This window comes from Pseudomonas sp. ATCC 13867, assembly GCF_000349845.1.
Lineage (GTDB): Bacteria > Pseudomonadota > Gammaproteobacteria > Pseudomonadales > Pseudomonadaceae > Pseudomonas.
In genome coordinates this window covers 3,089,874-3,113,620 of record NC_020829.1, presented here as the reverse complement: position 1 = coordinate 3,113,620, position 23,747 = coordinate 3,089,874, and the positions used below count along the sequence as shown (strand labels likewise).

Annotated in this window: 21 protein-coding genes; 1 reads left to right on the top strand and 20 read right to left on the bottom strand. The window is 63.6% G+C overall.

Annotation, left to right across the window (positions count from 1 at the left end; translation table 11 throughout):
• Position 1 precedes the first annotated feature (1 nt).
• The 20 genes from nuoJ to H681_RS13710 form a co-directional block, all read right to left on the bottom strand.
• Complete coding sequence (nuoJ, locus tag H681_RS13805) at positions 2-502, bottom strand: NADH-quinone oxidoreductase subunit J (protein WP_015477484.1); 501 nt, start codon at positions 500-502, stop codon at positions 2-4.
• Between the two features lie 11 nt (positions 503-513).
• Entirely contained in the window at positions 514-1,062 is a 549-nt protein-coding gene (gene nuoI / locus H681_RS13800) for an NADH-quinone oxidoreductase subunit NuoI (protein WP_015477483.1), read from the bottom strand.
• A gap of 11 nt (positions 1,063-1,073) precedes the next feature.
• Entirely contained in the window at positions 1,074-2,063 is a 990-nt protein-coding gene (gene nuoH / locus H681_RS13795) for an NADH-quinone oxidoreductase subunit NuoH (protein WP_015477482.1), read from the bottom strand.
• 11 nt (positions 2,064-2,074) lie between these two features.
• Entirely contained in the window at positions 2,075-4,789 is a 2,715-nt protein-coding gene (gene nuoG, locus H681_RS13790) for an NADH-quinone oxidoreductase subunit NuoG (RefSeq protein WP_015477481.1), read from the bottom strand.
• Between the two features lie 129 nt (positions 4,790-4,918).
• Positions 4,919-6,268, bottom strand: a complete 1,350-nt coding sequence (nuoF, locus tag H681_RS13785; protein WP_015477480.1) for an NADH-quinone oxidoreductase subunit NuoF — start codon at positions 6,266-6,268, stop codon at positions 4,919-4,921.
• The gene (gene nuoE, locus H681_RS13780) at positions 6,265-6,765 is read right to left on the bottom strand and encodes an NADH-quinone oxidoreductase subunit NuoE (protein ID WP_177324599.1); all 501 of its coding nucleotides are present in this window, start codon (positions 6,763-6,765) and stop codon (positions 6,265-6,267) included. Before nuoE ends, nuoF begins: the two co-directional genes overlap by 4 nt.
• Positions 6,762-8,543, bottom strand: a complete 1,782-nt coding sequence (gene nuoC, locus H681_RS13775) for an NADH-quinone oxidoreductase subunit C/D (RefSeq protein WP_015477478.1) — start codon at positions 8,541-8,543, stop codon at positions 6,762-6,764. The genes nuoE and nuoC overlap by 4 nt, the downstream gene beginning before the upstream one ends.
• Positions 8,544-8,603: 60 nt before the next feature.
• Positions 8,604-9,281 (bottom strand): NuoB/complex I 20 kDa subunit family protein, encoded by a 678-nt coding sequence (locus H681_RS13770; protein WP_015477477.1) that lies wholly within the window; start codon positions 9,279-9,281, stop codon positions 8,604-8,606.
• A gap of 10 nt (positions 9,282-9,291) precedes the next feature.
• Positions 9,292-9,705, bottom strand: a complete 414-nt coding sequence (ndhC, locus tag H681_RS13765; RefSeq protein WP_015477476.1) for an NADH-quinone oxidoreductase subunit A — start codon at positions 9,703-9,705, stop codon at positions 9,292-9,294.
• 443 nt (positions 9,706-10,148) lie between these two features.
• Positions 10,149-10,640, bottom strand: coding sequence for a DUF4442 domain-containing protein (locus H681_RS13760; protein ID WP_015477475.1), 492 nt, complete (start codon positions 10,638-10,640; stop codon positions 10,149-10,151).
• A 176-nt stretch (positions 10,641-10,816) separates the two neighbouring features.
• Entirely contained in the window at positions 10,817-12,412 is a 1,596-nt protein-coding gene (locus H681_RS13755) for an isocitrate lyase (protein ID WP_015477474.1), read from the bottom strand.
• A 509-nt stretch (positions 12,413-12,921) separates the two neighbouring features.
• Positions 12,922-13,737, bottom strand: coding sequence for a secretin N-terminal domain-containing protein (locus H681_RS13750; RefSeq protein ID WP_015477473.1), 816 nt, complete (start codon positions 13,735-13,737; stop codon positions 12,922-12,924).
• On the bottom strand, positions 13,734-14,360 hold the full coding sequence (locus tag H681_RS13745; RefSeq protein WP_015477472.1) for a DUF7931 domain-containing protein: 627 nt from the start codon (positions 14,358-14,360) through the stop codon (positions 13,734-13,736). Before H681_RS13745 ends, H681_RS13750 begins: the two co-directional genes overlap by 4 nt.
• Before the next feature lie 9 nt (positions 14,361-14,369).
• A complete protein-coding gene (locus H681_RS13740) occupies positions 14,370-14,798 on the bottom strand; it encodes a GNAT family N-acetyltransferase (RefSeq protein ID WP_015477471.1) in 429 nt (142 codons plus the stop codon).
• A complete protein-coding gene (locus H681_RS13735) occupies positions 14,791-15,966 on the bottom strand; it encodes a ribosomal protein uL16 3-hydroxylase (RefSeq protein WP_015477470.1) in 1,176 nt (391 codons plus the stop codon). Before H681_RS13735 ends, H681_RS13740 begins: the two co-directional genes overlap by 8 nt.
• Positions 15,967-16,026: 60 nt before the next feature.
• Positions 16,027-17,397, bottom strand: coding sequence for an adenylosuccinate lyase (gene purB / locus H681_RS13730; RefSeq protein WP_015477469.1), 1,371 nt, complete (start codon positions 17,395-17,397; stop codon positions 16,027-16,029).
• Positions 17,398-17,492: 95 nt separating this feature from the next.
• Complete coding sequence (gene hflD / locus H681_RS13725) at positions 17,493-18,113, bottom strand: high frequency lysogenization protein HflD (protein WP_015477468.1); 621 nt, start codon at positions 18,111-18,113, stop codon at positions 17,493-17,495.
• Entirely contained in the window at positions 18,110-19,249 is a 1,140-nt protein-coding gene (gene mnmA, locus H681_RS13720) for a tRNA 2-thiouridine(34) synthase MnmA (RefSeq protein ID WP_162140830.1), read from the bottom strand. Before mnmA ends, hflD begins: the two co-directional genes overlap by 4 nt.
• A 72-nt stretch (positions 19,250-19,321) precedes the next feature.
• Entirely contained in the window at positions 19,322-19,765 is a 444-nt protein-coding gene (locus tag H681_RS13715) for an NUDIX hydrolase (protein ID WP_015477466.1), read from the bottom strand.
• A gap of 101 nt (positions 19,766-19,866) precedes the next feature.
• Complete coding sequence (locus tag H681_RS13710) at positions 19,867-22,089, bottom strand: NADP-dependent isocitrate dehydrogenase (RefSeq protein ID WP_015477465.1); 2,223 nt, start codon at positions 22,087-22,089, stop codon at positions 19,867-19,869.
• Positions 22,090-22,446: 357 nt separating this feature from the next.
• Here H681_RS13710 and icd point away from each other — a divergent pair, with 357 nt between their 5' ends.
• Positions 22,447-23,700, top strand: coding sequence for an NADP-dependent isocitrate dehydrogenase (icd, locus tag H681_RS13705; protein WP_015477464.1), 1,254 nt, complete (start codon positions 22,447-22,449; stop codon positions 23,698-23,700).
• The last annotated feature ends 47 nt before the right edge of the window (positions 23,701-23,747 follow it).

Below are 23,747 nucleotides of genomic sequence, written 5' to 3'. Positions count from 1 at the left end.
GTTATTCCTTCGCTTCGTGGCGGCCGAGGTGGTAGGCGGCGACCAGTGCCGCCAGCAGCAGCATCGAGGCCAGTTCGACGACCAGCAGGTAGGGGCCGAACAGGCTGATGCCCACGGCCTTGGCGTCCACGACGGTGTGGCCGATGCCGGCGCCGCTCGGTGTGCGCGAGAGCATCCACAGCAGCTCGACCATCAGCACCAGCGACAGCGCACCGGGGCCGACCCAGACGCCGGGCTTGAGCCACTTGCGTTCCTGCTCGGCAATCGCCGGGCCGAGGTTGAGCATCATCACCACGAAGACGAACAGCACCATGATCGCGCCGGCGTAGACGATGATCTCCAGGGCGCCGGCGAACGGGGCGCCGAGGCTGAAGAAGGTCATCGATACGGCGAGCAGCGAAACGATGAGGTAAAGCAGGGCATGCACCGGGTTGCTGTTGGTGATGACCCGGAAGGTTGCCAGCACGGCGACGCCGGCGGCGAAGTAGAAAGCGAATTCCACGCGACGTCTCCTTACGGCAGCAGGCTCTTGACGTTGATCGGTTCGGCCTCGTTCTGCGCGGCGCCCTTGGGCTTGCCGGCGATGGCCATGCCGGCAACGCGGTAGAAGTTGTAGTCCGGGTTCTTGCCGGGGCCGGAGATCAGCAGGTCTTCCTTCTCGTAGACCAGGTCCTGGCGCTTGAACTCGCCCATCTCGAAATCCGGGGTCAGCTGGATCGCGGTGGTCGGGCAGGCTTCTTCGCACAGGCCGCAGAAGATGCAGCGGGAGAAGTTGATGCGGAAGAACTCGGGGTACCAGCGGCCATCGTCGGTCTCGGCCTTCTGCAGGGAGATGCAGCCAACCGGGCAGGCCACGGCGCACAGGTTGCACGCCACGCAGCGCTCCTCGCCGTCGGGGTCGCGGGTGAGGACGATGCGGCCGCGGTAGCGCGGCGGCAGGTATACGGGTTCTTCCGGGTATTGCAGGGTGTCACGCTTGCGGAAGGCGTGACCGAAGATCATCACCAGGCTACGCAGCTGGGTGTAGGTGCCGTGCACCACGTCGAAAATGTACTTGATCATGGTCCTACTCCTTACTGGCTGGCCAGCACGACAGCGCCGGTCACCAGCAGGTTGATCAGGGTCAGCGGGAGGCAGAACTTCCAGCTGAAGGCCATCACCTGGTCATAGCGCGGGCGTGGGATGGAGGCCCGCAGCAAAATGAACATCATGATGAAGAAGCCGGTTTTCAGGGCGAACCAGATGAACGGGATCTGCGGCAGGATGCCGAAGGGGCCGTGCCAGCCGCCGAAGAACAGGGTCGCCAGCAGCGCGGACACCAGCACGATGCCGATGTACTCGCCGACGAAGAACATGCCCCATTTCATGCCGGCGTACTCGATGTGGTAACCGTCGGCCAGTTCCTGCTCGGCTTCGGGCTGGTCGAACGGGTGACGGTGAGTCACGGCGACGCCGGCGACGAAGAAGGTCATGAAACCGAAGAACTGCGGGATGATGAACCACATGTGCTCGGCCTGGTAATCGACGATGTCGCGCAGGCTGAACGAGCCGACCTGGGCCACGATGCCCATCAGCGACAGGGCCAGGAACACCTCGTAGGAGATGGTCTGGGCCGACGCGCGCAGGCTGCCGAGGAGGGCGAACTTGTTGTTGCTCGACCAGCCGGCGAACAGCACCGCGTACACGGTCAGGCCAGCCATGGCGAAGAAGAACAGGATGCCGATGTTCAGGTCCGCCACGCCCCAGGTCGGGGTGATCGGGATGACGACGAAGGCCACCAGCAGCGCACCCATGGCGATCATGGGGGCGAGGGTGAAGATCATCTTGTCGGCGAACGGCGGGGTCCAGTCTTCCTTGAAGAACATCTTCAGCATGTCGGCGCCGAGCTGGAAGGCCCCGAAGGGGCCGACCCGGTTCGGACCGTAGCGGTCCTGCCAGAGGCCGAGCAGACGACGCTCGACCCAGCTGAGCAGCGCGCCGCAGACAACCACGGCGAGCAGGATGACGATGGCCTTGATGACTTCGATGATGATGTCGACGACGGCGGGCGTCAGCCAGTTCATGCTCATCAAGCTCATTGGGCAGCCTCCTGCAGACCTTCAGCGACAGCGCCGATGACGCCGGCGGGAATGCCCTGCAGACCGATCGGCAGGGCGACCAGACCGGCGCCGAGCTCTTCGCTGACGCGCAGCGGCAGGCGCAGTTCCTGACCCTTGACGGTCAGACGGATGATCGCACCTTCGTTGACGCCCAGACGGTCAGCCTCGGACTTGGCCAGGGTGACGTAGGTCTGCGGGATGCGCTCCTGCACCGGTGCGGCCTTGGCGGAGTTCTCCTCGCTGCCGAACAGGTGATAGAAGGGCACCACCTTGAACTGGCTGGCGGCGGTGTGGAACGGCGCGGGGACCTCGCTGAACCACAGGGCCTGACCCTTGGCTTCGATCAGGCGCACGCCCGGGTCGCCGGCGCGCAGGTGACCGCCGACTTCGTCCTGGAACTTGTTCCAGGCCTGCGGCGAGTTCCAGCCCGGGGACCAGGCGAACGGAATCTGCTGACGCGGTTCGGTGCTGCCGGCGTAGCCTTCCATGGAGAAGGCGAACGCGGAGTCGATGTCCTGCGGCTGACGCGGCTCGCTGACATTGATGTTGGCGCGCATGGCGGTACGCCCGGAGTAGCGGTGCGGCTCGCGCGCCAGCTTCAGACCCTTGATGCGGAACGCTGCGTTCGGCGCGGCGTCGCGGATGCCGGCCAGTTGCGGCTTGGCGGCGACGACGGCGTCGATCACGTGGTCCAGCTGAGTCCAGTCGACACGCTTGCCTTCGAGAGTGCTGTGCAGGGCGTGCAGCCAGCGCCAGCCTTCGCGAACCAGGTTGTCGGCGTTGTAGTAGGTCGGATCGTAGACCTGGAAGAAGCGCTGGGCGCGGCCTTCCTGGCTGACCAGGGTGCCATCGCCTTCGGCGAAGCTGGCGGCCGGCAGCAGGACGGTGGCCTTGGCGCTGGTAGCGGTCTGCTGGTGATCGGCGACGACGACGATCTTCGCGGCGGCCAGGGCAGCGTCGACGACGGCGGCGTCGGCGCGGCGGTACAGGTCGTTCTCCAGGATCACCACGGCATCGGCGGCGCCGGAGGTCAACTGCTCCAGGGCGGCTTCAACCGAGGCGCCACCGAACATGGTGAGGCCCAGGCTGTTGGCTTCCGGAACGACCAGGCTCAGGGAGCCGTTCTTCTCGCGGTTCTTCAGCGCACTGGCGATGTTGGCCGCGGCTTCGATCAGGGCGTTGCTGCCCAGCGAGGTGCCGGAGATGACCAGCGGACGCTTGGCTTTGAGCAGGGCATCGGCGATGCGCTGGGCGAGGGCGGCGGCTTCGCCGTCGAGGCCGGCCACGGCCGGGGCGCTCGCATCGATGGCGTGGGCCACGGCGAAGCCCAGGCGGGCCAGGTCTTCGGTGGCGGCGTGCACGCACTCGGCGGCAACGTCGTCCAGGCGGGTTTCATCCAGGCTGGCGATGAACAGCGGGTTCATCTCGTGCTGGGCGATGGTCTTCACCGCGGCGTCGAGCCACGGCTGGATCTTCATTGCGGCGGCCATGTCCTCGCCCTTGCCCTTCACCGACTGGCGCAGGGCCAGGGCGATACGGGCAGCGGTCTGGGTCAGGTCTTCGCCGAGCACGAATACCGCGTCGTGGTCTTCGATGTCACGGATAGTCGGCACCGGCAGCGGGCCGTCCTGCATGACTTTCAGGACCAGCTGCAGGCGCTGCAATTCGTCAGCGGAGATGCCGCTGTAGAAGTTCTGCGCGCCGACCAGTGCGGACAGGGCGTAGTTGCTTTCCAGGCTGGCGCGCGGCGAACCGATGCCGATGACCTTGCGGCCCTTGAGCAGGGCGGCGGTCTGGTCCAGGGCGCCGTCCAGCGAGAGCTTCTGCTTGCTCAGCATCAGCTGCGGCTGGCGCGGGCGGTCTTCGCGATTGACGTAGCCGTAGCCGAAGCGGCCGCGGTCGCACAGGAAGTAGTGGTTCACCGAGCCGTTGTAGCGGTTCTCGATGCGGCGGATCTCGCCGTAGCGCTCGCCGGGGCTGATGTTGCAGCCGCTGGAGCAGCCGTGGCAGATGCTCGGGGCGAACTGCATGTCCCACTTGCGGTTGTAGCGCTCGGAGTGGGTCTTGTCGGTGAACACGCCGGTCGGGCAGACCTCGGTCAGGTTGCCGGAAAATTCGCTCTCCAGCACACCGTCCTCGATACGGCCGAAGTAGACGTTGTCGTGCGCGCCATAGACGCCCAGGTCGGTGCCGCCGGCGTAGTCCTTGTAGTAACGGACGCAGCGGTAGCAGGCGATGCAGCGGTTCATCTCGTGGGCGATGAACGGGCCGAGCTCCTGGTTCTGGTGGGTGCGCTTGGTGAAGCGGTACCGGCGCTGGTTGTGACCGGTCATCACCGTCATGTCCTGCAGGTGGCAATGGCCACCTTCCTCGCAGACCGGGCAGTCGTGCGGGTGGTTGGTCATCAGCCATTCGACGACGCTGGCGCGGAACTGCTTGGCCTCTTCGTCCTCGATGGAAATCCAGGTGTTGTCGGTGGCGGGGGTCATGCAGGACATGACGAGACGACCGCGTTTGTCGTTCTCGTCGGTGTACTGCTTGACCGCGCACTGGCGGCATGCGCCGACGCTACCGAGCGCCGGGTGCCAGCAGAAGTAGGGGATGTCGAGACCGAGGGAGAGACAGGCCTGCAACAGGTTGTCTGCTCCATCGACTTCTAACGTCTTGCCGTCTACGTGAATCGTGGCCATGGGTCTAAGTCTTCGTTGGCCCGTTGTCAGCGGGCGTGGCTAATAGAAATCACGGTTTCATCGGGCCGGCGGCTTGCCGCGGCGCTACAACGAAACAACGCCGGGCGCGCACGCCCGGCGAACAAAGCATCAAGCGCCGACGGTCTGCGGTGCTTGTACGGCCTGAGCCTGGCGGGAAATGCCCGCTTCGAACTCGGGACGGAAATACTTCAGTGCGCTGCCCAGCGGCTCGACGGCACCCGGTGCGTGGGCACAGAAGGTCTTGCCTGGGCCGAGGAAGTTGACGAGCTGCTCGAGGGTCTCCAGGTCGCCCTGGGCGCCTTCGCCTTTCTCCAGCGCGCGCAGTACCTTCACGCTCCACGGCAGGCCGTCGCGGCACGGCGTGCACCAGCCGCAGGATTCGCGGGCGAAGAACTCTTCCATGTTGCGCAGCAGGGAAACCATGTTGACGCTGTCGTCCACCGCCATAGCGAGGCCCGTACCCATACGGGTGCCGACCTTGGCGACGCCGCCGGCGTAGAACAGGGCGTCCAGGTGCTCCGGCAGGAGGAAGCCGGTACCGGCGCCGCCCGGCTGCCAGGCCTTGAGCTTGTAGCCGTCGCGCATGCCGCCGGCGTAGTCCTCGAACAGCTCGCGGGCCGGAAGGCCGAAGGGCAGTTCCCAGATGCCGGGGTTCTTCACCTTGCCGGAGAAGCCCATGAGCTTGGTGCCCATGTCTTCGCTGCCCGGACGGGCGAGGCCCTTGTACCAGTCGACGCCGTGCTCGACGATCGCCGGCACGTTGCACAGGGTCTCGACGTTGTTCACGCAGGTCGGCTTGCCCCAGACGCCGACGGCGGCGGGGAAGGGCGGCTTGGAGCGCGGGTTGGCGCGGCGGCCTTCCAGCGAGTTGATCAGCGCGGTCTCTTCGCCACAGATGTAGCGACCGGCGCCGGTGTGCACGAACAGCTCGAAATCGAAACCGCTGCCGAGGATGTTCTTGCCCAACAGGCCTGCGGCCTTGGCTTCATCGATGGCGCGGTTCAGGTTGCGGGCGGCGTCGACGTACTCGCCGCGCAGGAAGATGTAGCCGCGGTAGGCCTTGAGGGCGCGCGCGGAGATCAGCATGCCTTCCACCAGCAGGTGCGGCAGCTGCTCCATGAGCATGCGGTCCTTCCAGGTGTTGGGCTCCATCTCGTCCGCGTTGCACAGCAGGTAGCGGATGTTGAGGGATTCGTCCTTGGGCATCAGGCCCCACTTCACGCCGGTGGGGAAGCCCGCACCGCCGCGGCCCTTGAGGCCGGAGTCCTTGACGGTCTGGACGATGTCGTCGGCGGCCATCTGAGCCAGCGCCTTGCGCGCGGCGGCGTAGCCATTCTTCGACTGGTACTCCTCCAGCCAGACCGGGGCGCCGTCGTCACGCAGGCGCCAGGTCAGCGGATGGGTTTCGGCCGCGCGCGCGGTGCGGTTGGGCGTGCCGTAGGAGGTGAGGCGACTCATGCGTAGGCCTCCAGCAGTTTGGCGACGCCGTCCGGACGCAGGTCGCCGAAGGTGTCGTCATCGATCATCATCGCCGGGGCCTTGTCGCAGTTGCCCAGGCAGCACACCGGCAGGAGGGTGAAGCGGCCGTCGGCGGTGGTCTGGCCGAGGCCGATGCCCAGCTGCTTCTGGATCTCGCCAACCACGGACTCGTGGCCGCCGATGTAGCAGACCATGCTGTCGCAGACGCGGATGATGTGGCGGCCGACCGGCTGGCGGAAGATCTGGCTATAGAAGGTCGCCACGCCTTCGACGTCGCTGTCCGGAATGCCGAGGATGTCGGCGATGGCGCCGATGGCGCCGTCCGGCACCCAGCCGCGCTGCTTCTGGACGATCTTCAGGGCTTCGATGGACGCCGCGCGGGAGTCCTCGTAGTGATGCATCTCGTGCTCGATGGCCGAGCGCTCGGTTTCGCTGAGTTCGAAACGATCAGTCTGGATAAGGGTACTCATGATCAGCGGTCCACGTCGGCCATAACGAAGTCGATACTGCCCAGATAGGCGATCAGGTCAGCGATCATGCTGCCGTTGATCACCGACGGAATCTGCTGCAGGTGCGCGAAGCTGGGCGTCCGGATGCGGGTCCGGTAGCTCATGGTGCTGCCATCGCTCGTCAGGTAGTAGCTGTTGATACCCTTGGTCGCTTCCACCATCTGGAAGGCTTCGTTGGCCGGCATGACCGGGCCCCAGGAAACCTGCAGGAAGTGGGTGATCAGGGTTTCGATGTGCTGCAGCGTGCGCTCTTTGGGCGGCGGCGTGGTCAGCGGGTGGTCGGCCTTGTACGGGCCTTCGGGCATGTTCTTCAGGCACTGCTCGATGATGCGCAGGCTCTGGCGCATTTCACCCATCTTGACCATGCAGCGGTCGTAGGCGTCGCCGTTGGCCGCCAGCGGTACTTCGAACTCGAAGTTCTCGTAGCCGGAGTAGGGGCGTGCCTTGCGCAGGTCGAAATCGCAACCGGTAGCGCGCAGGCCGGCGCCGGTGGTACCCCACTCGAGCGCTTCCTTGGTGTTGTACTGGGCAACGCCGATGGTACGGCCACGCAGGATGCTGTTCTTCAGAGCGGCGGTTTCGTACTCGTCCAGGCGCTTGGGCATCCAGTCGAGGAACTCGCGGACCAGCTTGTCCCAGCCGCGCGGCAGGTCGTGGGCGACGCCGCCGATGCGGTACCAGGCCGGGTGCAGGCGGAAGCCGGTGATGGCTTCGACGACCTTGTAGGCGCGCTGGCGGTCGGTGAAGGTGAAGAACACCGGGGTCATCGCGCCCACGTCCTGGATGTAGGTACCCAGGTAGAGGAGGTGGTTCAGGATGCGGAAGAACTCCGACATCATGATGCGGATGACGTCGACGCGCTGCGGTACCTTGATGCCGGCGAGCTTCTCGACCGAGAGCACGTACGGCAGGTTGTTCATCACACCGCCGAGGTAGTCGATACGGTCGGTGTACGGAATGAAGCTGTGCCAGGACTGACGCTCGGCCATCTTCTCGGCACCACGGTGGTGGTAGCCGATCTCCGGAACGCAGTCGAGGATCTCTTCGCCGTCCAGCTGCAGGATGATGCGGAACGCACCGTGGGCGGACGGGTGGTTCGGGCCGAGGTTGAGGAACATGAAGTCCTCGTTTTCGCCGTGGCGCTTCATGCCCCAGTCTTCGGGCCTGAAGCGCAGGGCTTCCTGCTCGAGGTCCTGCTTGGCGGCGGACAGCGCGTAGGGGTCGAACTCGGTGGCGCGCGCCGGGTAGTCCTTGCGCAGCGGGTGACCTTCCCAGGTCGGCGGCATCAGCATGCGGGTCAGGTGCGGGTGACCGGTGAAGGTGATCCCGTACATGTCCCAGACCTCACGCTCGTACCAGTTGGCGTTCGGCCAGATACGGGTGGCGGTGGGCAGGTTGAGGTCGCCCTCGGACAAGGCCACCTTGATCATCACGTCACTATTACGCTCGAGCGACATCAGGTGGTAGAACACGCTGAAGTCGGCGCCCGGCAGGCCGCGACGGTGGGTGCGCAGACGCTCGTCGACCCCGTGCAGGTCATAGAGCATGACGTACGGCTTGGGTACGTTGCGCAGGAAGGTGAGGACGTCGATCAGGCGCTCACGGGACACCCAGAGCACCGGCATGCCGGTGCGGGTGGCCTGGACGGTGAAGGTCTCGGCGCCAAAGCGGGAATTCAGTTCGACGACGATGTCTTGGTCGTCTGCCTTGTAAGGCGGGATGTACAGAGCGGAGTCTGCATTCATAGTCTTAAGTCACACTCGGTCAACGGTGGAGTGAATACGGGCCTCTCGTGGAGGGCCGGATCACACTTCGTCGGGGCTGCGCAGGTTGGTGACCGCAATGCGCTGTTCGCGCTTGAGATCCTTCTGGGCAGGCATGTCGGCACGATAGATGCCTTGATCGCCTACAACCCAGGACAACGGGCGACGCTCCTGGCCGATGGATTCCTGCAGCAGCATCAGGCCTTGCAGGAACGCCTCCGGACGGGGCGGGCAGCCGGGGATGTACACGTCCACGGGGAGGAACTTGTCGACCCCCTGAACGACCGAGTAGATGTCGTACATGCCGCCGGAGTTGGCGCACGAACCCATCGAGATCACCCACTTGGGTTCCAGCATCTGCTCGTACAGGCGCTGGATGACCGGAGCCATCTTGATGAAGCAGGTGCCGGCGATGACCATGAAGTCAGCCTGGCGCGGCGATGCACGGATCACTTCGGCGCCGAAACGGGCGATGTCGTGCGGCGCGGTGAACGCCGTGGTCATCTCCACGTAGCAGCAGGACAGACCGAAGTTGTACGGCCAAAGGGAGTTCTTGCGACCCCAGTTCACCGCACCGTTGAGAACATCCTCCAGTTTGCCCATGAAGATGTTCTTGTGGACCTGCCCTTCGATGAGCGGGTCTTCTACCGTTTCGCGCTGGCCGATCGGGTATTGATCATTGGGCGCATCCGGATCGATCCGGGTAAGTTTGTATTGCATCGCCAAAGCCTCATTGTTTTAGCTTCGCCTGCCGTGCGCGACGTGCCGCCGGCGCCCAATCGAGCGCGCCGATACGCCACAGGTAGACAAGACCTGCCAACAGAATTGCTATGAAAATGGTTGCCTCGATCAGACCGGCCCAGCCGCTTTCACGGACGGACACTGACCAGGCGAAAAGGAAGAGGGCTTCGACGTCGAAGATCACGAAGAGCATCGCGACCAGATAGAATTTTGCCGACAGACGCAGGCGTGCGCTGCCGGTAGGAACGATCCCGGATTCGAACGGTTCGTTCTTGCTGCGACCAAATGCCTTACTGCCAAGCAGACTGGAAACCCCTAGCATGAAGCCGAGCAGGCCCAGCACTCCTAAAAGGAAGGCGGCGAGTCCCCAGTGTTGAGCTGCAAGTTCAGCTGGATTGGGCATGCCGATACTCCTTCCTACAAATAACGATTGTCTTGGGTTTCGGGCGCAAGGCCCGACTACTGCGAACCCGGCAACTCAAGGATAGCGAGCTAAGGGTTCAGGTCATCTTTCCAATTTTATGCCCAAAGCCTTCAGCAAGTAAATTTTTCCAACACAAACAGATGCTTCTAAAACGGGCAAAAGGCTTTTGCATTTCCGTAAGGCCACTGCCTGCGCGGTTCACAACGCCTAGTGTGCCGGCACTTCGGCTTTGGTCGAATAGTACTTTCGAGGTATTTGGCCGCAATAAATTGGCACCTCATAAATGATAAGTATTATCATTTGCGGTGTTGTATGTCCGTAACTTTACTACATATAAGCGGCGAGGCTCTTATTTCGCCGCTTCTTCGACATTCAATTATCCCTTTCCTGCTTTGTTGGACGACCCCTCCCTTCGGGGTGGTTCATTTCTTCTTGCTGACCCAGGCCCAGTGCATTTCGCAGCGAACCGGCTCGCCGCCGCTATCGTCCAGCAGGGTTACCGGGATCAGCGTGTCGCCTCGGTCATCCGTAAGCATGGCATGGCGCTGTTCCGGCGTCAGTGTGGCGATGGCGCGCAGCCCGCCGCTGGCGCGGCGCAGGTAGTCGACCTTGAGGGTCTTGATCAGTGGCAGTTTGTGGTCGGGCAGGTTCATGCCGACCATGCAGCCGCTGGCGGATTCGGCGAGCAGCGCCGTAGCGGCGGCATGCACGCCGCCAATGTGATTCCGCACTTGACGATGGTTGGCCAGGCTCATTCGGACTTCGTCGCCGGACAGCTTCTGGATGCGCACCTTGGCGGTACCGGCGAAGCGCACCTGGGAGCAGAACAGGCGACTGAGCAGCGGTTCGTGAAGGAGGCGTGGCAGGCGCTGGATCAGGTGGGCGGCGAGGGCGAGGCGGTTGCGCTTGGGCATGGACTTTCCAGTTCTCGATGGAGGGAAGTCCGAGGCTGGCATGTCGATGCGGATCTGCCCTTGGCGGGCCGGAGGAGGGTGGCTGGCAATTGGGCCAAGCGGAAAAACAAAACCCCGGCGGATGCCGGGGTCTTGCGCTGCCTCCCGGCCCCGAGGGGCCGGTCGAACCGGGTTCCTTAGTGGAACTGGTTCATGGTGTTGTCTTTACCCGAGGCTTTCAGAGCGGCTTCGCCAGCGAAGTACTCTTTGTGGTTGTCGCCGATGTCCGAGCCAGCCATGTTCTGGTGCTTGACGCAGGCGATGCCCTGACGCAATTCCTGACGCTGAACACCCTTCACGTAGGCCAGCATGCCCTGGTCGGCGAAGTAGCCCTTGGCCAGGTTGTCGGTGGACAGCGCGGCGGTGTGGTAGGTCGGCAGGGTGATCAGGTGGTGGAAGATGCCGGCGTGGGCGGAACCGTCACGCTGGAAGGTACGGATCTTCTCGTCAGCAACCTGGGCCAGTTCGGTCTCGTCGTACTCGACGCTCATCAGCTTGGCGCGGTCGTAGGCGGAAACGTCCTTGCCTTCGGCGACGAACGCATCGAACACCTGCTGGCGGAAGTTCAGGGTCCAGTTGAAGGACGGGCTGTTGTTGTAAACCAGCTTGGCGTTCGGGATGACTTCGCGGATGCGGTCAACCATGCCCTTGATCTGGCCAACGTGCGGCTTCTCGGTTTCGATCCACAGCAGGTCGGCGCCGTTCTGCAGCGAGGTGATGCAGTCCAGGACGCAACGGTCTTCGCCGGTGCCCTTGCGGAACTGGAACAGGTTGGAAGCCAGGCGCTTGGGACGCAGCAGCTTGCCGCCGCGGTTGATTACCACGTCGCCGTTCTGCAGCTCGGCGGCGCTGATCTCGTCGCAGTCAAGGAAGGAGTTGTACTGGTCGCCCAGGTCGCCCGGCTGCTTGGTCACGGCGATCTGCTTGGTCAGGCCGGCACCCAGGGAGTCGGTGCGGGCAACGATCACGCCATCGTCAACGCCCAGCTCGAGGAAGGCGTAGCGAACAGCATTGATCTTGGCGAGGAAGTCTTCGTGCGGAACGGTCACTTTACCGTCCTGGTGGCCGCACTGCTTCTCATCGGAAACCTGGTTTTCGATCTGGATGCAGCAAGCGCCTGCTTCGATCATGCGCTTGGCCAGCAGGTAGGTGGCTTCCGGGTTGCCGAAGCCGGCGTCGATATCGGCGATGATCGGTACGACGTGGGTTTCGTAGCCGTCGATCTGAGCCTGGATCTCGTCCTGCTTGGCCTTGTCGCCAGCGGCGCGAGCGCTGTCCAGGGCGGTGAAGAGCAGATCCAGTTCGCGGGCGTCAGCCTGGCGCAGGAACGTGTAGAGCTCTTCGATCAGGCCCGATACTGCGGTTTTCTCGTGCATGGACTGGTCGGGCAGCGGGCCGAAGTCGGAACGCAGCGCGGCAACCATCCAGCCGGACAGGTAGAGGTAGCGCTTGTTGGTGGTCTTCAGGTGCTTCTTGATCGAGATCAGCTTCTGCTGACCGATGAAGCCATGCCAGCAACCCAGCGACTGGGTATAGACGGAGGAGTCGGCGTCATACTCGGCCATGTCCTTGCGCATGATGGCCGCAGTGTACTTGGCGATGTCCAGACCAGTCTTGAAGCGGTTCTGAGCGCGCATGCGGGCAACCGACTCGGGGTTGATAGCGCTCCAGCTGTTGCCGGCTTTCTCTTTCAGGGCGGCAACGGCTTTGATGTCGTTTTGATAAGCTGACATGGTCAATCCTTCAAAGTATGTGTGTGGTTGAGCACCGACTTACCCACTCAAGACCTGTATCGAAACGGAATTGGCTGCGGGTTGCTCGCCGCGGGATGGCGAAGGGGCGACCGAAAGAAGGAGTGACGCTGGAGGAGTGGGGTGGCGCGGCGTACAGACTCGTGACTGCAGCGGTGACATCCAGAATCGCTTGCCGGCTCGTGGCAGCCGTTGGGCGATGGTGGACGGCTGAATCCGTCACTTCGTGCTGTTACTCAGGCTTGCTTCCCCGTCCCTCAGGACAACCTCTTGCCAGTCGCAACCTCGTCGATCCGCCTTGTGGGCTTAACAACACGGACCGGCGCGACGGGTGGGCCGCTGGCGCGATCCGGAGGGCTTTGAGGCCCTCTGGTTAGCGGGAGCGAGGCCATCATGCCCTTTCAAACGAGCGTTCGTCAAACGTTTTGTAGTGTTTTTTTAGACTACTACACGAAGGTCTAACGAGGACCGGCAAGTCACCTTCGGAGGGGTTAGTCGAGGACTTCGACTTTCACCCGCAGGCTGCTGTCGTTGCGGCCCTGGGTGCTGTAGTGGCGGGCGAAACCGCTCTGGGTGCTCCGGTTGCTTTCGCTGACGCCGCCGATCTCGATCCATTGGCCGAGCGGGCCGCTGACCCGGGTTTCGGTGGCGCTGGTGTTCATCGAGCCCTGGTAGTTGCCGTTGAAGCGGTCGTTGCGGGTGCTCAGGGTGATGTGCGCGAGATTGCCGGTGAGGCTGACGGTCACGTACATGCCCTGGTTGGCGTCGCGGTATTCGGTCTGACTGTAGACCTGGCCGTAGGGGCCGATGCCCGCGTTGGTTACCGGCTGGCTCTGGCCGACCTGGATGAGCGCCGGCGAGCCTTCGGTGGCGCGCACTTGCTGGGTACCGCCGCCGCGGCTGTTGGTGGAGCGGTTGATGATGCGTACCTGGTCACGACCGTTCACTTCGCCACGGCCGCTCTGGATTTCCACGTTGCCGGCGCTGACCGAGCCGTTCACGGAATAGCCGCTCTGGTTGCCCTGGCTGTTGTCGCTGGTGTCGAGGCTGATGAGCAGTTGATGGGGGCGGGTGTCCAGTTGATTGAGCACCTGTTGCAGTTCGCGGATCTTTGCGGGTTCGGCGTTCACCACGAGCTGGTTGCCATAGGCGCTGACGCGTCCTTCGTTGCCCAGCACCGACTGCGCTACCGGCAGCACGTCTTCGGCGGTGCGGTAGTTGAGCGGAATGATCTCGGTGCGCGGTGCCGCGACGGCGGCGAGACTGATGCCGCAGGCGAGAAGCAGGGCGAAAGGGCGTCGGCTCAAATCAGGAAACTCCGCAGGTTCGGGTCGAGCAGGCTGGTGTTCCAGGTTTGTTCGAACTGTGCCAGCAACTGACGGGTGCGACCGGGATTGTTGTAGTAGACGTAGCCGGCATGCTCGCCAGGCGCTGGCCGCAGCAGCAGGCCGCACTCGTCAGCCAGCAGGAAGGCGTGTTCTTCGCTCGGATAGTCGGGGTTGATCCGGCGGATCTGGCAGTAGCTGGAGAGGCGCCGGCTGAGGTTGAGCAGGCGATGGCCTTCCTTCACCGCGCGGCTGCTGTCGCGTACCAGGATCATCAGGCGATTGCGCGGATTGCCCAGCAGCAGTTGGGTGCAGGCCTCCTGGATGCTGCTGTGGTGGTACAGCCAGGGCTCCAGGTCGGGGGTGTAGAGGTAGAGTGTGCGCTGCGCCTGCTGCATCAGTGCCAGGGCGTGGGCGCGGGCGTCTTCGGGCTTGCTGAAGCGGTGCAACTGGTCATTCTCGCCGAGGCGAAACGGCGCAGGCTCCAGCGTCTCGGGTGGCAGCGCTTCGCTGGGTGGGTTGTGGATGGCGAAACGTCCCGGAGACTGGAACTCGATGTCCGGCAGTTCCACCGGGAGGTCGTCTTGCTCCGGGACGTTGTCCATTACGTTGCCTCAGTCGCTTTCGCGCACCATGTCCACGTGGGGGAGGCCGGCGTCGAGAAATTCGCCGCTGGCCACCTTGAAGCCTAGCCGTTCGTAGAAGGGAATGGCGTAGACCTGGGCGGTCAGCAATTGGCGTTTCAAGCCCTGGCGTTCGGCTTCCTCGATGGCGGCACGCATGAGCTGGTCGCCGACCTTCAGGCCGCGCCAGTCCTTGAGGACCGACACCCGGCCGATATGCCCGTCGGGCAGGAGGCGGGCGGTACCGATGGCGTAGTCACCTTCGAAGGCCAGGAAGTGCACGGCTTCGACGTCCTCGGCGTCCCATTCGAGTTCCGGCGGAACCGATTGCTCGGCGATGAACACTGCCTCGCGAATGCGCCGCAGGTCGGCATTATCCTTTTGCCAGTCCGCCACGCGAACCCTGATCTTGCTACTCATCGGCGAACTCCAGACTGCCTTGTTTGATCAGTTCTCCAACGAGCTTACGCCCATCCTCATCGGCCAGCCATTGGCCGAGATTCTCTTCGTGCAGCGATTGGGCCGAGCACACCAGCTTGAGCAGGTCGCGGAGTTTTTCCGGCAGGACCACGGTCTGGCCGCTGGCGAACAGCAGCAGGCCGACGTCCACTTCGCTCCAGGCCATGCGCGCGCTGGGGTTGCGGATCAGTACGGCGCCCTCGGCAATCGCGCTGGTCAGTTCGTCTTCCTCGATTTCCTCGCCGGCGACCAGTTCCGGGTAGCGCGGCTCGGTCATGAACTGGCCGAACCAGGTGAGCAGCAGGCGCTCGTCGCTCATGTGTTCCTGCAGCAGGTTTTTCAGGCGGTCGAGAGCGTCGCTCTGGATCTTGTGCTGGTCTTCGTCGCCCTTCACCGCACTCATGCCGGCGTCGCTGTAGCGCTCCTCGTCGGAGAGGAACTGGGCGAGGAAGTCGGTGAAGTGGGTCAGCACTTCGGCGGCGCTGGGGGCGCGGAAACCGACCGAGTAGGTCATGCAGTCGTCTTCGGCGATGCCGTAGTGGGCCACGCGCGGCGGCAGGTAGAGCATGTCGCCGGGCTCCAGCACCCATTCTGCGCTCTCTTCGAACTCGGCGAGGATGCGCAGGTCGGCGTGAGGCAGCATCGGGCTGCTGGCATCGCAGGTCTGGCCGATCTTCCAGCGGCGATGGCCGTGGCCCTGGAGGAGGAACACGTCGTAGTTGTCGAAGTGCGGGCCGACACCGCCGCCGGGGGCTGCGTAGCTGATCATCACGTCGTCGATGCGCCAGCTGGGCAGGAACTTGAAATGTTCCAGCAGTTCGGCGACTTCCGGGATGAACTGGTCGACGGCCTGCACCAGCAGGGTCCAGTCGCGCTCGGGCAGATCCTTGAAGGTTTCTTCCTTGAACGGGCCGCGGCGCAGTTCCCACGGGCTGCCGCCATGCTCGACGACGATGCGCGATTCGATCATCTCTTCCAGGGCCAGGCCGGCCAGTTCGTCAGGCTCCAGTGGGCTCTTGAAGTCGGGGATGGCCTGGCGCACCAGCAGGGGCTTTTTCTGCCAGTAATCGCGGAGGAATTCTTCGGCGCTGATGCCGCCCAAAAGCTGAAGAGGAATAACAGGATTCATGGTTAAGTCCTTGAAACAAAAACGCCCGGCACAGCCGGGCGTGCAAAGTCAGGGCGAATCTCAGATGCGCTTGGCCTGGGCGGCGGCGTTACCGATGTAGTTCGCGGGGGTCAGTTTCTTCAGCTCGGCCTTGGCTTCTGCCGGCATGTCGAGGCCTTCGATGAACACCTGCAGGGCTTCGGCGCTGATGCCTTTGCCGCGGGTCAGCTCCTTGAGTTTCTCGTAGGGGTTCTCGATGCCGTAGCGGCGCATGACGGTCTGTACCGGCTCGGCCAGGACTTCCCAGCAGGCGTCCAGGTCGTCGGCGATGCGCGCGGCATTCAGCTCCAGCTTGCCGATACCCTTGAGGCTGGCTTCGTAGGCGATGACGCTGTGGGCGAAGCCCACGCCCAGGTTGCGCAGCACGGTGGAGTCGGTCAGGTCGCGCTGCCAGCGGGAGATCGGCAGCTTGCTGGCCAGGTGCTGGAGCAGGGCGTTGGCAATACCCAGGTTGCCTTCGGAGTTCTCGAAGTCGATCGGATTGACCTTGTGCGGCATGGTCGAGGAGCCGATTTCACCGGCGACGGTCTTCTGCTTGAAGTAGCCCAGGGAGATGTAGCCCCAGACGTCGCGATCGAAGTCGATGAGGATGGTGTTGAAGCGCGCCACTGCGTCGAACAGCTCGGCGATGTAGTCGTGCGGCTCGATCTGGGTGGTGTAGGGGTTCCAGTTCAGGCCCAGGTCACCTTCGATGAATTCGCGGGCGTTGGCTTCCCAATCCACTTGTGGGTAGGCGGACAGGTGGGCGTTGTAGTTGCCCACGGCGCCGTTGATCTTGCCCAGCAGTTCGACCGAGGCGACCTGCTTGATCTGGCGCTCCAGGCGGTAGACGACGTTGGCCAGTTCCTTGCCCAGGGTGGTCGGGGAGGCCGGCTGGCCGTGGGTGCGGGAGAGCATCGGCACTTCGGCGAACTGCACCGCCAGCTCGCGGATGGCGTCGGCGATCTGGCGCATCAGCGGCAGCAGCACGGTATCACGGCCTTCGCGCAGCATCAGGGCGTGGGACAGGTTGTTGATGTCCTCGGAGGTGCAGGCGAAGTGGATGAACTCGCTGACCTTGGCCAGTTCCGGCAGCTTGGCGGCTTGTTCCTTGAGCAGGTATTCCACGGCCTTGACGTCGTGGTTGGTGGTGCGCTCGATGTCCTTGATGCGCTGCGCGTGCTCCAACTGGAAGTCATCGGCCAGCTGATTCAGCAGGGCGTTGGCTTCGGCGGAGAAGGGGGCGACTTCAGGGATGCCGGCATGGGCGGCGAGACGCTGCAGCCAGCGAACCTCCACCAGGACGCGGAAACGGATCAGGCCGTATTCACTGAAGATCGGACGCAGGGCGCTGGTTTTGCTGCCGTAACGGCCGTCAACGGGGGAAACCGCGGTAAGGGAGGAAAGCTGCATGGGGCGTTCTCGTGGCTGGAGGTCAACGAAAAGGGCGCACATCATACACGAAAGTGGCGCTCCGGTCGCCTTTGCGGCGACCGGTAGAAGGTGTTTCAGCCGCGCAGCAGGGGGCGCAGCTCGTTGAGCATTTTCTTCCGGCTGAACAGCATCTGCCAGCGGTTGCCGCCGAGCTGTCGCCACAGGCGCGCGGAGCGGATGCCGGCCAGCAGCAGGGCGCGGATGCGTGCGGCGTTGGCGTTGATCTGCAGATGGCGCATGTCGCCGTGTACCTGGATGCGCTGGCGGAAGGTGCTCAGCGTGTCCTGGTAGAGGCCGGCGCAGGAGGCGATGACGTTCTCGTGGATCAGGCCGAAGTGCTGGACCTGCTGTTGGATCTGGTCGAGGCGGCTACCCATCAGGTCGAGCATGTCGTCGCGCTTGTTCAACTGGCGTTCCAGGCCGATCAGCGATAGGGCGTAGCGCAGTGGCTCGCGCTGCAGGCTGTTGGGGTCACGCTCCAGGGCGCTGACCAGGGCGCGGAAGCCCTCGCGCAGGTTGGCGGTGTCGCCGCCGTAGACGTCGAGGGTGGTCTTCGGGTCGCGCACCAGCAGGCTGCCGAGCATGCAGCCCAGCGGTGCCTCGGGGATCTGCCCGGTGCGGGCGAGGCGGTCTACCAGAGAGGCGGCTTCGAAGACGCCGGAGAGGGCAATGATCTGGTCGTGCAGATCGCTCATTTACGGTCCTTAGCGAACGCGGGTTCTGCGGATTCGATGACGCCGCCGCCGAGGCAGATTTCGCCGTCGTAGAAGACCACGGACTGGCCCGGGGTCACGGCGCGCTGCGGCTCGTCGAAGACGGCGCGGTAGCCGTTCTCGGTGCGTTCCAGTGTGCAGTCCTGGTCGGCCTGGCGGTAGCGCACCTTGGCGCGCAGGACCTTGGGCTGGTCCAGGTCGATGGGGTTGACCCAGTAGATGTGCGAGGCGTGCAGGGCGCGGGAGAACAGCCACGGGTGGTCGTTGCCCTGGCCGACGACCAGGACGTTGCGCACCAGATCCTTCTCCAGCACGTACCAGGGGCTATCGTCGGCGTTCTTCAGGCCGCCGATGCCCAGGCCCTGGCGCTGGCCGATGGTGTGGTACATCAGGCCGACATGCTTGCCGATGACGGTACCGTCGGTGGTCTCGATGTCACCCGGCTGGGCCGGCAGGTACTGCTTGAGGAAGTCGCTGAAACGGCGCTCGCCGATGAAGCAGATGCCGGTGGAGTCCTTCTTCTTCGCGGTGGCCAGGCCGTATTTCCCGGCGATGGCGCGCACCTCGGGCTTCTCCAGTTCGCCGACCGGGAACAGGGTCTTGCCGATCTGTTCGCCGCCGACAGCGTGCAGGAAGTAGCTCTGGTCCTTGTTCGGGTCCAGTCCCTTGAGCAGCTCGCTGCGCCCGTCGATATCGCGGCGGCGCACGTAGTGGCCGGTGGCGATCAGGTCGGCGCCCAGGGCCAGCGCGTAGTCGAGGAAAGCTTTGAACTTGATCTCGCGGTTGCACAGGATGTCTGGGTTCGGTGTGCGGCCGGCCTTGTACTCTTCGAGGAAGTGTTCGAAGACGTTGTCCCAGTATTCCGCGGCGAAATTGGCGGTGTGCAGCTGGATGCCGATGCGGTCGCAGACGGCCTGGGCGTCGGCCAGGTCGGTCATGGCGGTGCAGTATTCGGTGCCGTCGTCCTCTTCCCAGTTCTTCATGAACAGGCCTTCCACCTGGTAACCCTGTTCCTTGAGGAGGAGGGCGGAGACGGAGGAATCCACGCCGCCGGACATGCCGACAATGACGCGGGTGTTCTGGGGGCTTTTCAGCGAAGAAGGAGCGGAATCAGACATGGTGGCGCATCACGGGTGCAGGTAAAGGCGGAGATTCTACCAGAGCCGGGCGGCAGAGGCGCTGCTTGCGCGTCAGGCCTTGATCAGACTGAGCGGATAGCGCTCGCCCCGCAGATAGTCGTCGATGCAGCGCAGCACCAGATGGCTGCGCCAGCGCTCGGGTTGCGCGGCGAGTTCGTCACGGGTCATCCAGCGGGCGCCGAGGATGCCGTCGTCCAGTGCGCGCTCGGGGTGGTGGCGCAAGGGGCGGGCGGCGAAGCATACACGCTGGTAGGTCACGCCGTTGCTCGGCGCAGTGTAGAGGTAGATGCCGGTGACAGCGGTCAGCTCCACGTCCCAGCCGGTTTCCTCGAGGGTTTCGCGCGCGGCGGCCTCGATGAGGGTTTCGTTGGCTTCCAGGTGGCCGGCGGGCTGGTTGAAGACCTGCTTTTTGTCAGCGGACATTTCTTCCACCAGCAGGAAGCGGCCCTGGTCTTCGACGATGGTGGCGACGGTGACGTGTGCTAGCCAGCGCATGGTTGCGATCTCGTTAGGTCGGAAGGCGCGAGTTTAACGTGGCGGGGTGCGGAAAGCAGAACCCCGGGCAGGCCCGGGGTTCTGGTGTCACGCGAAGCGGCTTACGCCAGTGCGTCGATTGCGGCGTTGAAGGTCGCACTCGGGCGCATGACCTGCGAGGTCAGCTCCGGGTTGGAGCGGTAGTAACCGCCGATGTCGGCCGGCTTGCCCTGGACGCCGTTCAGTTCGGCGACGATGGTCGCTTCCTGCTCGGTCAGGGTCTTGGCCAGTGCGCTGAAGTGGGCCTTCAGTTCGGCGTCGTCGTTCTGCGCGGCCAGGGCCTGGGCCCAGTACATCGCCAGGTAGAAGTGGCTGCCGCGGTTGTCGATTTCACCAACCTTGCGCGACGGCGACTTGTTGTTGTCCAGCAGCTTGCCGGTGGCTTCGTCGAGGGTCTTGCTCAGGACCTTGGCCTTGGCGTTGCCGGTCTTGATGCCTTCTTCCTCGAAGGAGACGGCCAGGGCCAGGAACTCGCCCAGGGAGTCCCAGCGCAGGTAGTTCTCTTCCACCAGCTGCTGTACGTGCTTGGGCGCCGAACCGCCGGCGCCGGTCTCGTACATGCCGCCGCCGGCCATCAGCGGAACGATGGACAGCATCTTGGCCGAGGTGCCCAGCTCCATGATCGGGAACAGGTCGGTCAGGTAGTCGCGCAGGATGTTGCCGGTCACGGAGATGGTGTCCAGGCCGCGGATCTGGCGCTCCATGCTGGTACGGATGGCTTCGTTGTAGTCCTTGATGCTGATGTTCAGGCCGGTCAGGTCGTAGTCCTGCAGGTACAGCTCGACCTTCTTGCGCAGCTCATTGTCGTGGGCGCGCTCCGGGTCCAGCCAGAAGATGGCCGGGGTGTTGGACTGGCGGGCGCGGGTGACGGCCAGCTTGACCCAGTCGCGGATCGGGGCGTCCTTGGTCTGGCAGGCGCGCCAGATGTCGCCGGCCTGTACTTCGTGCTGCATCAGTACCTTGCCGTCGGCGTCGACCACGCGCATGGTGCCATCGGCTTCCATCTCGAAGGTCTTGTCGTGGGAGCCATACTCCTCGGCCTTCTGTGCCATCAGGCCGACGTTCGGCACGCTGCCCATGGTGGTCGGGTCGAAGGCGCCGTTGGTCTTGCAGAAGTTGATCATCTCCTGGTACATGCGGGCGTAGGTGCTTTCCGGCATTACCGCCTTGGTGTCCTTCTGCTTGCCGTCCTTGCCCCACATCTGGCCGGAGTTGCGGATCATCGCCGGCATGGAGGCGTCGACGATCACGTCGCTGGGGATGTGCAGGTTGGTGATGCCCTTGACCGAGTCGACCATCGCCATTTCCGGGCGGTGGCTGTACACCTCGTGGATGTCGTGGAGGATTTCTTCCTGCTGCGAGGCGGGCAGCGACTTGATCTTGTCGTAGACGCTGGAAATGCCGTTGTTCGGGTTCACGCCCAGCTCTTCGAACAGCTTGCCGTACTTGTCGAACACGTCCTTGTAGTAGACGGTGACGGCGTGGCCGAAGACGATCGGGTGGGAGATCTTCATCATGGTCGCCTTGACGTGCAGGGACCACATGACGCCGGTTTCCTTGCAGTCCTGCAGGGTCTTCTCGAAGAAGTCGCGCAGCTTGCCGCAGCTCATGAACATGCTGTCGAGGACTTCGCCTTCCTGCATCTTCAGGGTCTTCTTGACCTCGACCTTGCCGTCTTTGCCGACGAACTCGAGACGGACGTCACCGGCCTGCGGAATGGTCACCGACTGCTCGCTGGAGAAGAAGTCGCCGCCGCGCATGTAGTCGGCGTGGGAGCGCGACGCCATGCTCCACTTGCCCATGCTGTGCGGGTGCTTGCGGGCGTAGGCTTTCACGGCGGCGGGGGCGCGGCGGTCGGAGTTGCCTTCGCGCAGGACCGGGTTCACGGCGCTGCCCAGGACCTTGGCGTAGCGCGCGCGGGTGTCGTTTTCTTCGTCGGTCTGCGGGTCTTCCGGGAGGTCCGGAACGGCGTAGCCCAGCTTCTGCAGCTCGGCGATGGCGCCCTTGAGCTGCGGTACCGAAGCGGAGATGTTCGGCAGCTTGATGATGTTGGCTTCGGGGGCGGTGGCCAGTTGGGCCAGGTAGGCCAGGTCGTCTTCGATGGCCTGGTCGCCGAGTTTGTCGGCGAAGGAGGCCAGGATGCGGCCTGCAAGAGAGATGTCGCGGGTTTCTACGTCGATGCCGGCGGAGGCGGCGAAGGCTTTTACGATGGGAAGAAGCGAATAGGTGGCAAGGGCGGGTGCTTCGTCGGTGAAGGTGTAGGTGATCTTCGAGCGGATGGACATCTCGTTCTAACTCTCTTCTTTGCTGGGCGCGCACAGAGTCTCGAATCGCGTTGGTACACGCTTGCGTTCAACGAAGTGGTTGATCGACCTTCGAGAATTGCCGCGGGGATATTGGGGCGCCAGTAGAGCGTTGTACGACGGGTTCCTGGTGTGGACTCCGCCGTTGCGAGGGGAGAGAGTCTGGTCCCAGACTGCTCGGACCTCGATGACCATTAAGTCATGCGGACCAGTATACCACCCTAATGGCAGGGTTTACGCGTGCGCCGTTTTTAGACTAAGGAAGATGTAGTTCGATTGCCTTCTTGTGGGCTACCCTAATGGGCTGCAAGAGGGTTTAACCACAACGCGGAGTTCAGCATGGGATACCAAAAGATCCAGGTGCCGGCCGGTGACAAAATCACCGTCAACGCCGATATGTCCTTGAATGTACCGAAGAACCCGATCATCCCGTTCATCGAGGGTGATGGCATTGGCGCCGACATCAGCCCGGTCATGATCAAGGTCGTCGACGCTGCCGTCGAGAAAGCCTACAAAGGCGAGCGCAAGATCGCGTGGATGGAAGTCTATGCGGGCGAGAAGGCCACCCAGGTCTATGATCAGGACACCTGGCTGCCCCAGGAAACCCTGGATGCCGTTCGCGACTACGTCGTGTCCATCAAAGGGCCGCTGACCACTCCGGTGGGTGGCGGTATCCGCTCGCTGAACGTGGCACTGCGCCAGCAGCTCGACCTCTATGTCTGCCTGCGCCCGGTGCGTTGGTTCGAAGGTGTGCCGAGCCCGGTGAAGAAGCCTGGTGACGTGGACATGGTGATCTTCCGCGAGAACTCCGAAGACATCTATGCCGGCGTCGAGTGGAAGGCCGGCACGCCCGAGGCCCAGAAGATCATCAAGTTCCTCACCGAGGAAATGGGCGTCAAGAAGATCCGCTTCACCGACAACTGCGGTATCGGCATCAAGCCGGTTTCCCTGGAAGGTACCAAGCGCCTGGTGCGCAAGGCCCTGCAGTATGCCGTGGACAATGATCGCAGCTCCGTGACCATCGTTCACAAGGGCAACATCATGAAGTTCACCGAAGGTGCCTTCAAGGACTGGGGCTACGAACTGGCCCGTGACGAGTTCGGCGCCCAGCTGCTCGACGGCGGCCCGTGGATGCAGTTCAAGAATCCCAACACCGGCAAGAACATCGTGGTGAAGGACGTGATCGCCGACGCCATGCTGCAGCAGATCCTGCTGCGTCCGGCCGAGTACGACGTGATCGCCACCCTCAACCTGAACGGCGACTACCTGTCCGACGCCCTGGCGGCGGAGGTGGGCGGCATCGGCATTGCGCCGGGCGCCAACCTGTCCGACTCGGTGGCCATGTTCGAGGCGACCCACGGCACCGCACCCAAGTATGCGGGGCTCGACAAGGTGAATCCGGGTTCGGTGATCCTCTCTGCCGAGATGATGCTGCGCCACATGGGCTGGCCGGAAGCGGCCGACCTGATCATCAAGGGTGTGAACGGCGCCATCGCGGCCAGAACTGTAACCTATGATTTCGAGCGCCTGATGGAAGGCGCCAAGCTGCTGTCCTGCTCGGAGTTCGGTGACGCGATCATCGCCAAGATGTAATCCGGGTGACACGCTCATAAAAAAGGCCGGCTGATGCCGTAATGCTG

Excerpts from the sequence above, each read along its gene's own strand:
- H681_RS13755 (WP_015477474.1), bottom strand. The coding sequence starts at position 12,412 with ATGTCAGCTTATCAAAACGACATCAAAGCCGTTGCCGCCCTGAAAGAG.
- nuoG (WP_015477481.1), bottom strand. The coding sequence starts at position 4,789 with ATGGCCACGATTCACGTAGACGGCAAGACGTTAGAAGTCGATGGAGCA.
- mnmA (WP_162140830.1), bottom strand. The coding sequence starts at position 19,249 with ATGTCTGATTCCGCTCCTTCTTCGCTGAAAAGCCCCCAGAACACCCGC.
- H681_RS13745 (WP_015477472.1), bottom strand. The coding sequence starts at position 14,360 with ATGGACAACGTCCCGGAGCAAGACGACCTCCCGGTGGAACTGCCGGAC.
- H681_RS13770 (WP_015477477.1), bottom strand. The coding sequence starts at position 9,281 with ATGCAATACAAACTTACCCGGATCGATCCGGATGCGCCCAATGATCAA.
- purB (WP_015477469.1), bottom strand. The coding sequence starts at position 17,397 with ATGCAGCTTTCCTCCCTTACCGCGGTTTCCCCCGTTGACGGCCGTTAC.
- H681_RS13735 (WP_015477470.1), bottom strand. The coding sequence starts at position 15,966 with ATGAATCCTGTTATTCCTCTTCAGCTTTTGGGCGGCATCAGCGCCGAA.
- nuoI (WP_015477483.1), bottom strand. The coding sequence starts at position 1,062 with ATGATCAAGTACATTTTCGACGTGGTGCACGGCACCTACACCCAGCTG.
- H681_RS13760 (WP_015477475.1), bottom strand. The coding sequence starts at position 10,640 with ATGCCCAAGCGCAACCGCCTCGCCCTCGCCGCCCACCTGATCCAGCGC.
- icd (WP_015477464.1), top strand. The coding sequence starts at position 22,447 with ATGGGATACCAAAAGATCCAGGTGCCGGCCGGTGACAAAATCACCGTC.
- H681_RS13715 (WP_015477466.1), bottom strand. The coding sequence starts at position 19,765 with ATGCGCTGGCTAGCACACGTCACCGTCGCCACCATCGTCGAAGACCAG.
- hflD (WP_015477468.1), bottom strand. The coding sequence starts at position 18,113 with ATGAGCGATCTGCACGACCAGATCATTGCCCTCTCCGGCGTCTTCGAA.
- H681_RS13710 (WP_015477465.1), bottom strand. The coding sequence starts at position 22,089 with ATGTCCATCCGCTCGAAGATCACCTACACCTTCACCGACGAAGCACCC.
- nuoH (WP_015477482.1), bottom strand. The coding sequence starts at position 2,063 with ATGAACTGGCTGACGCCCGCCGTCGTCGACATCATCATCGAAGTCATC.
- ndhC (WP_015477476.1), bottom strand. The coding sequence starts at position 9,705 with ATGCCCAATCCAGCTGAACTTGCAGCTCAACACTGGGGACTCGCCGCC.
- H681_RS13740 (WP_015477471.1), bottom strand. The coding sequence starts at position 14,798 with ATGAGTAGCAAGATCAGGGTTCGCGTGGCGGACTGGCAAAAGGATAAT.
- nuoC (WP_015477478.1), bottom strand. The coding sequence starts at position 8,543 with ATGAATGCAGACTCCGCTCTGTACATCCCGCCTTACAAGGCAGACGAC.
- nuoF (WP_015477480.1), bottom strand. The coding sequence starts at position 6,268 with ATGAGTCGCCTCACCTCCTACGGCACGCCCAACCGCACCGCGCGCGCG.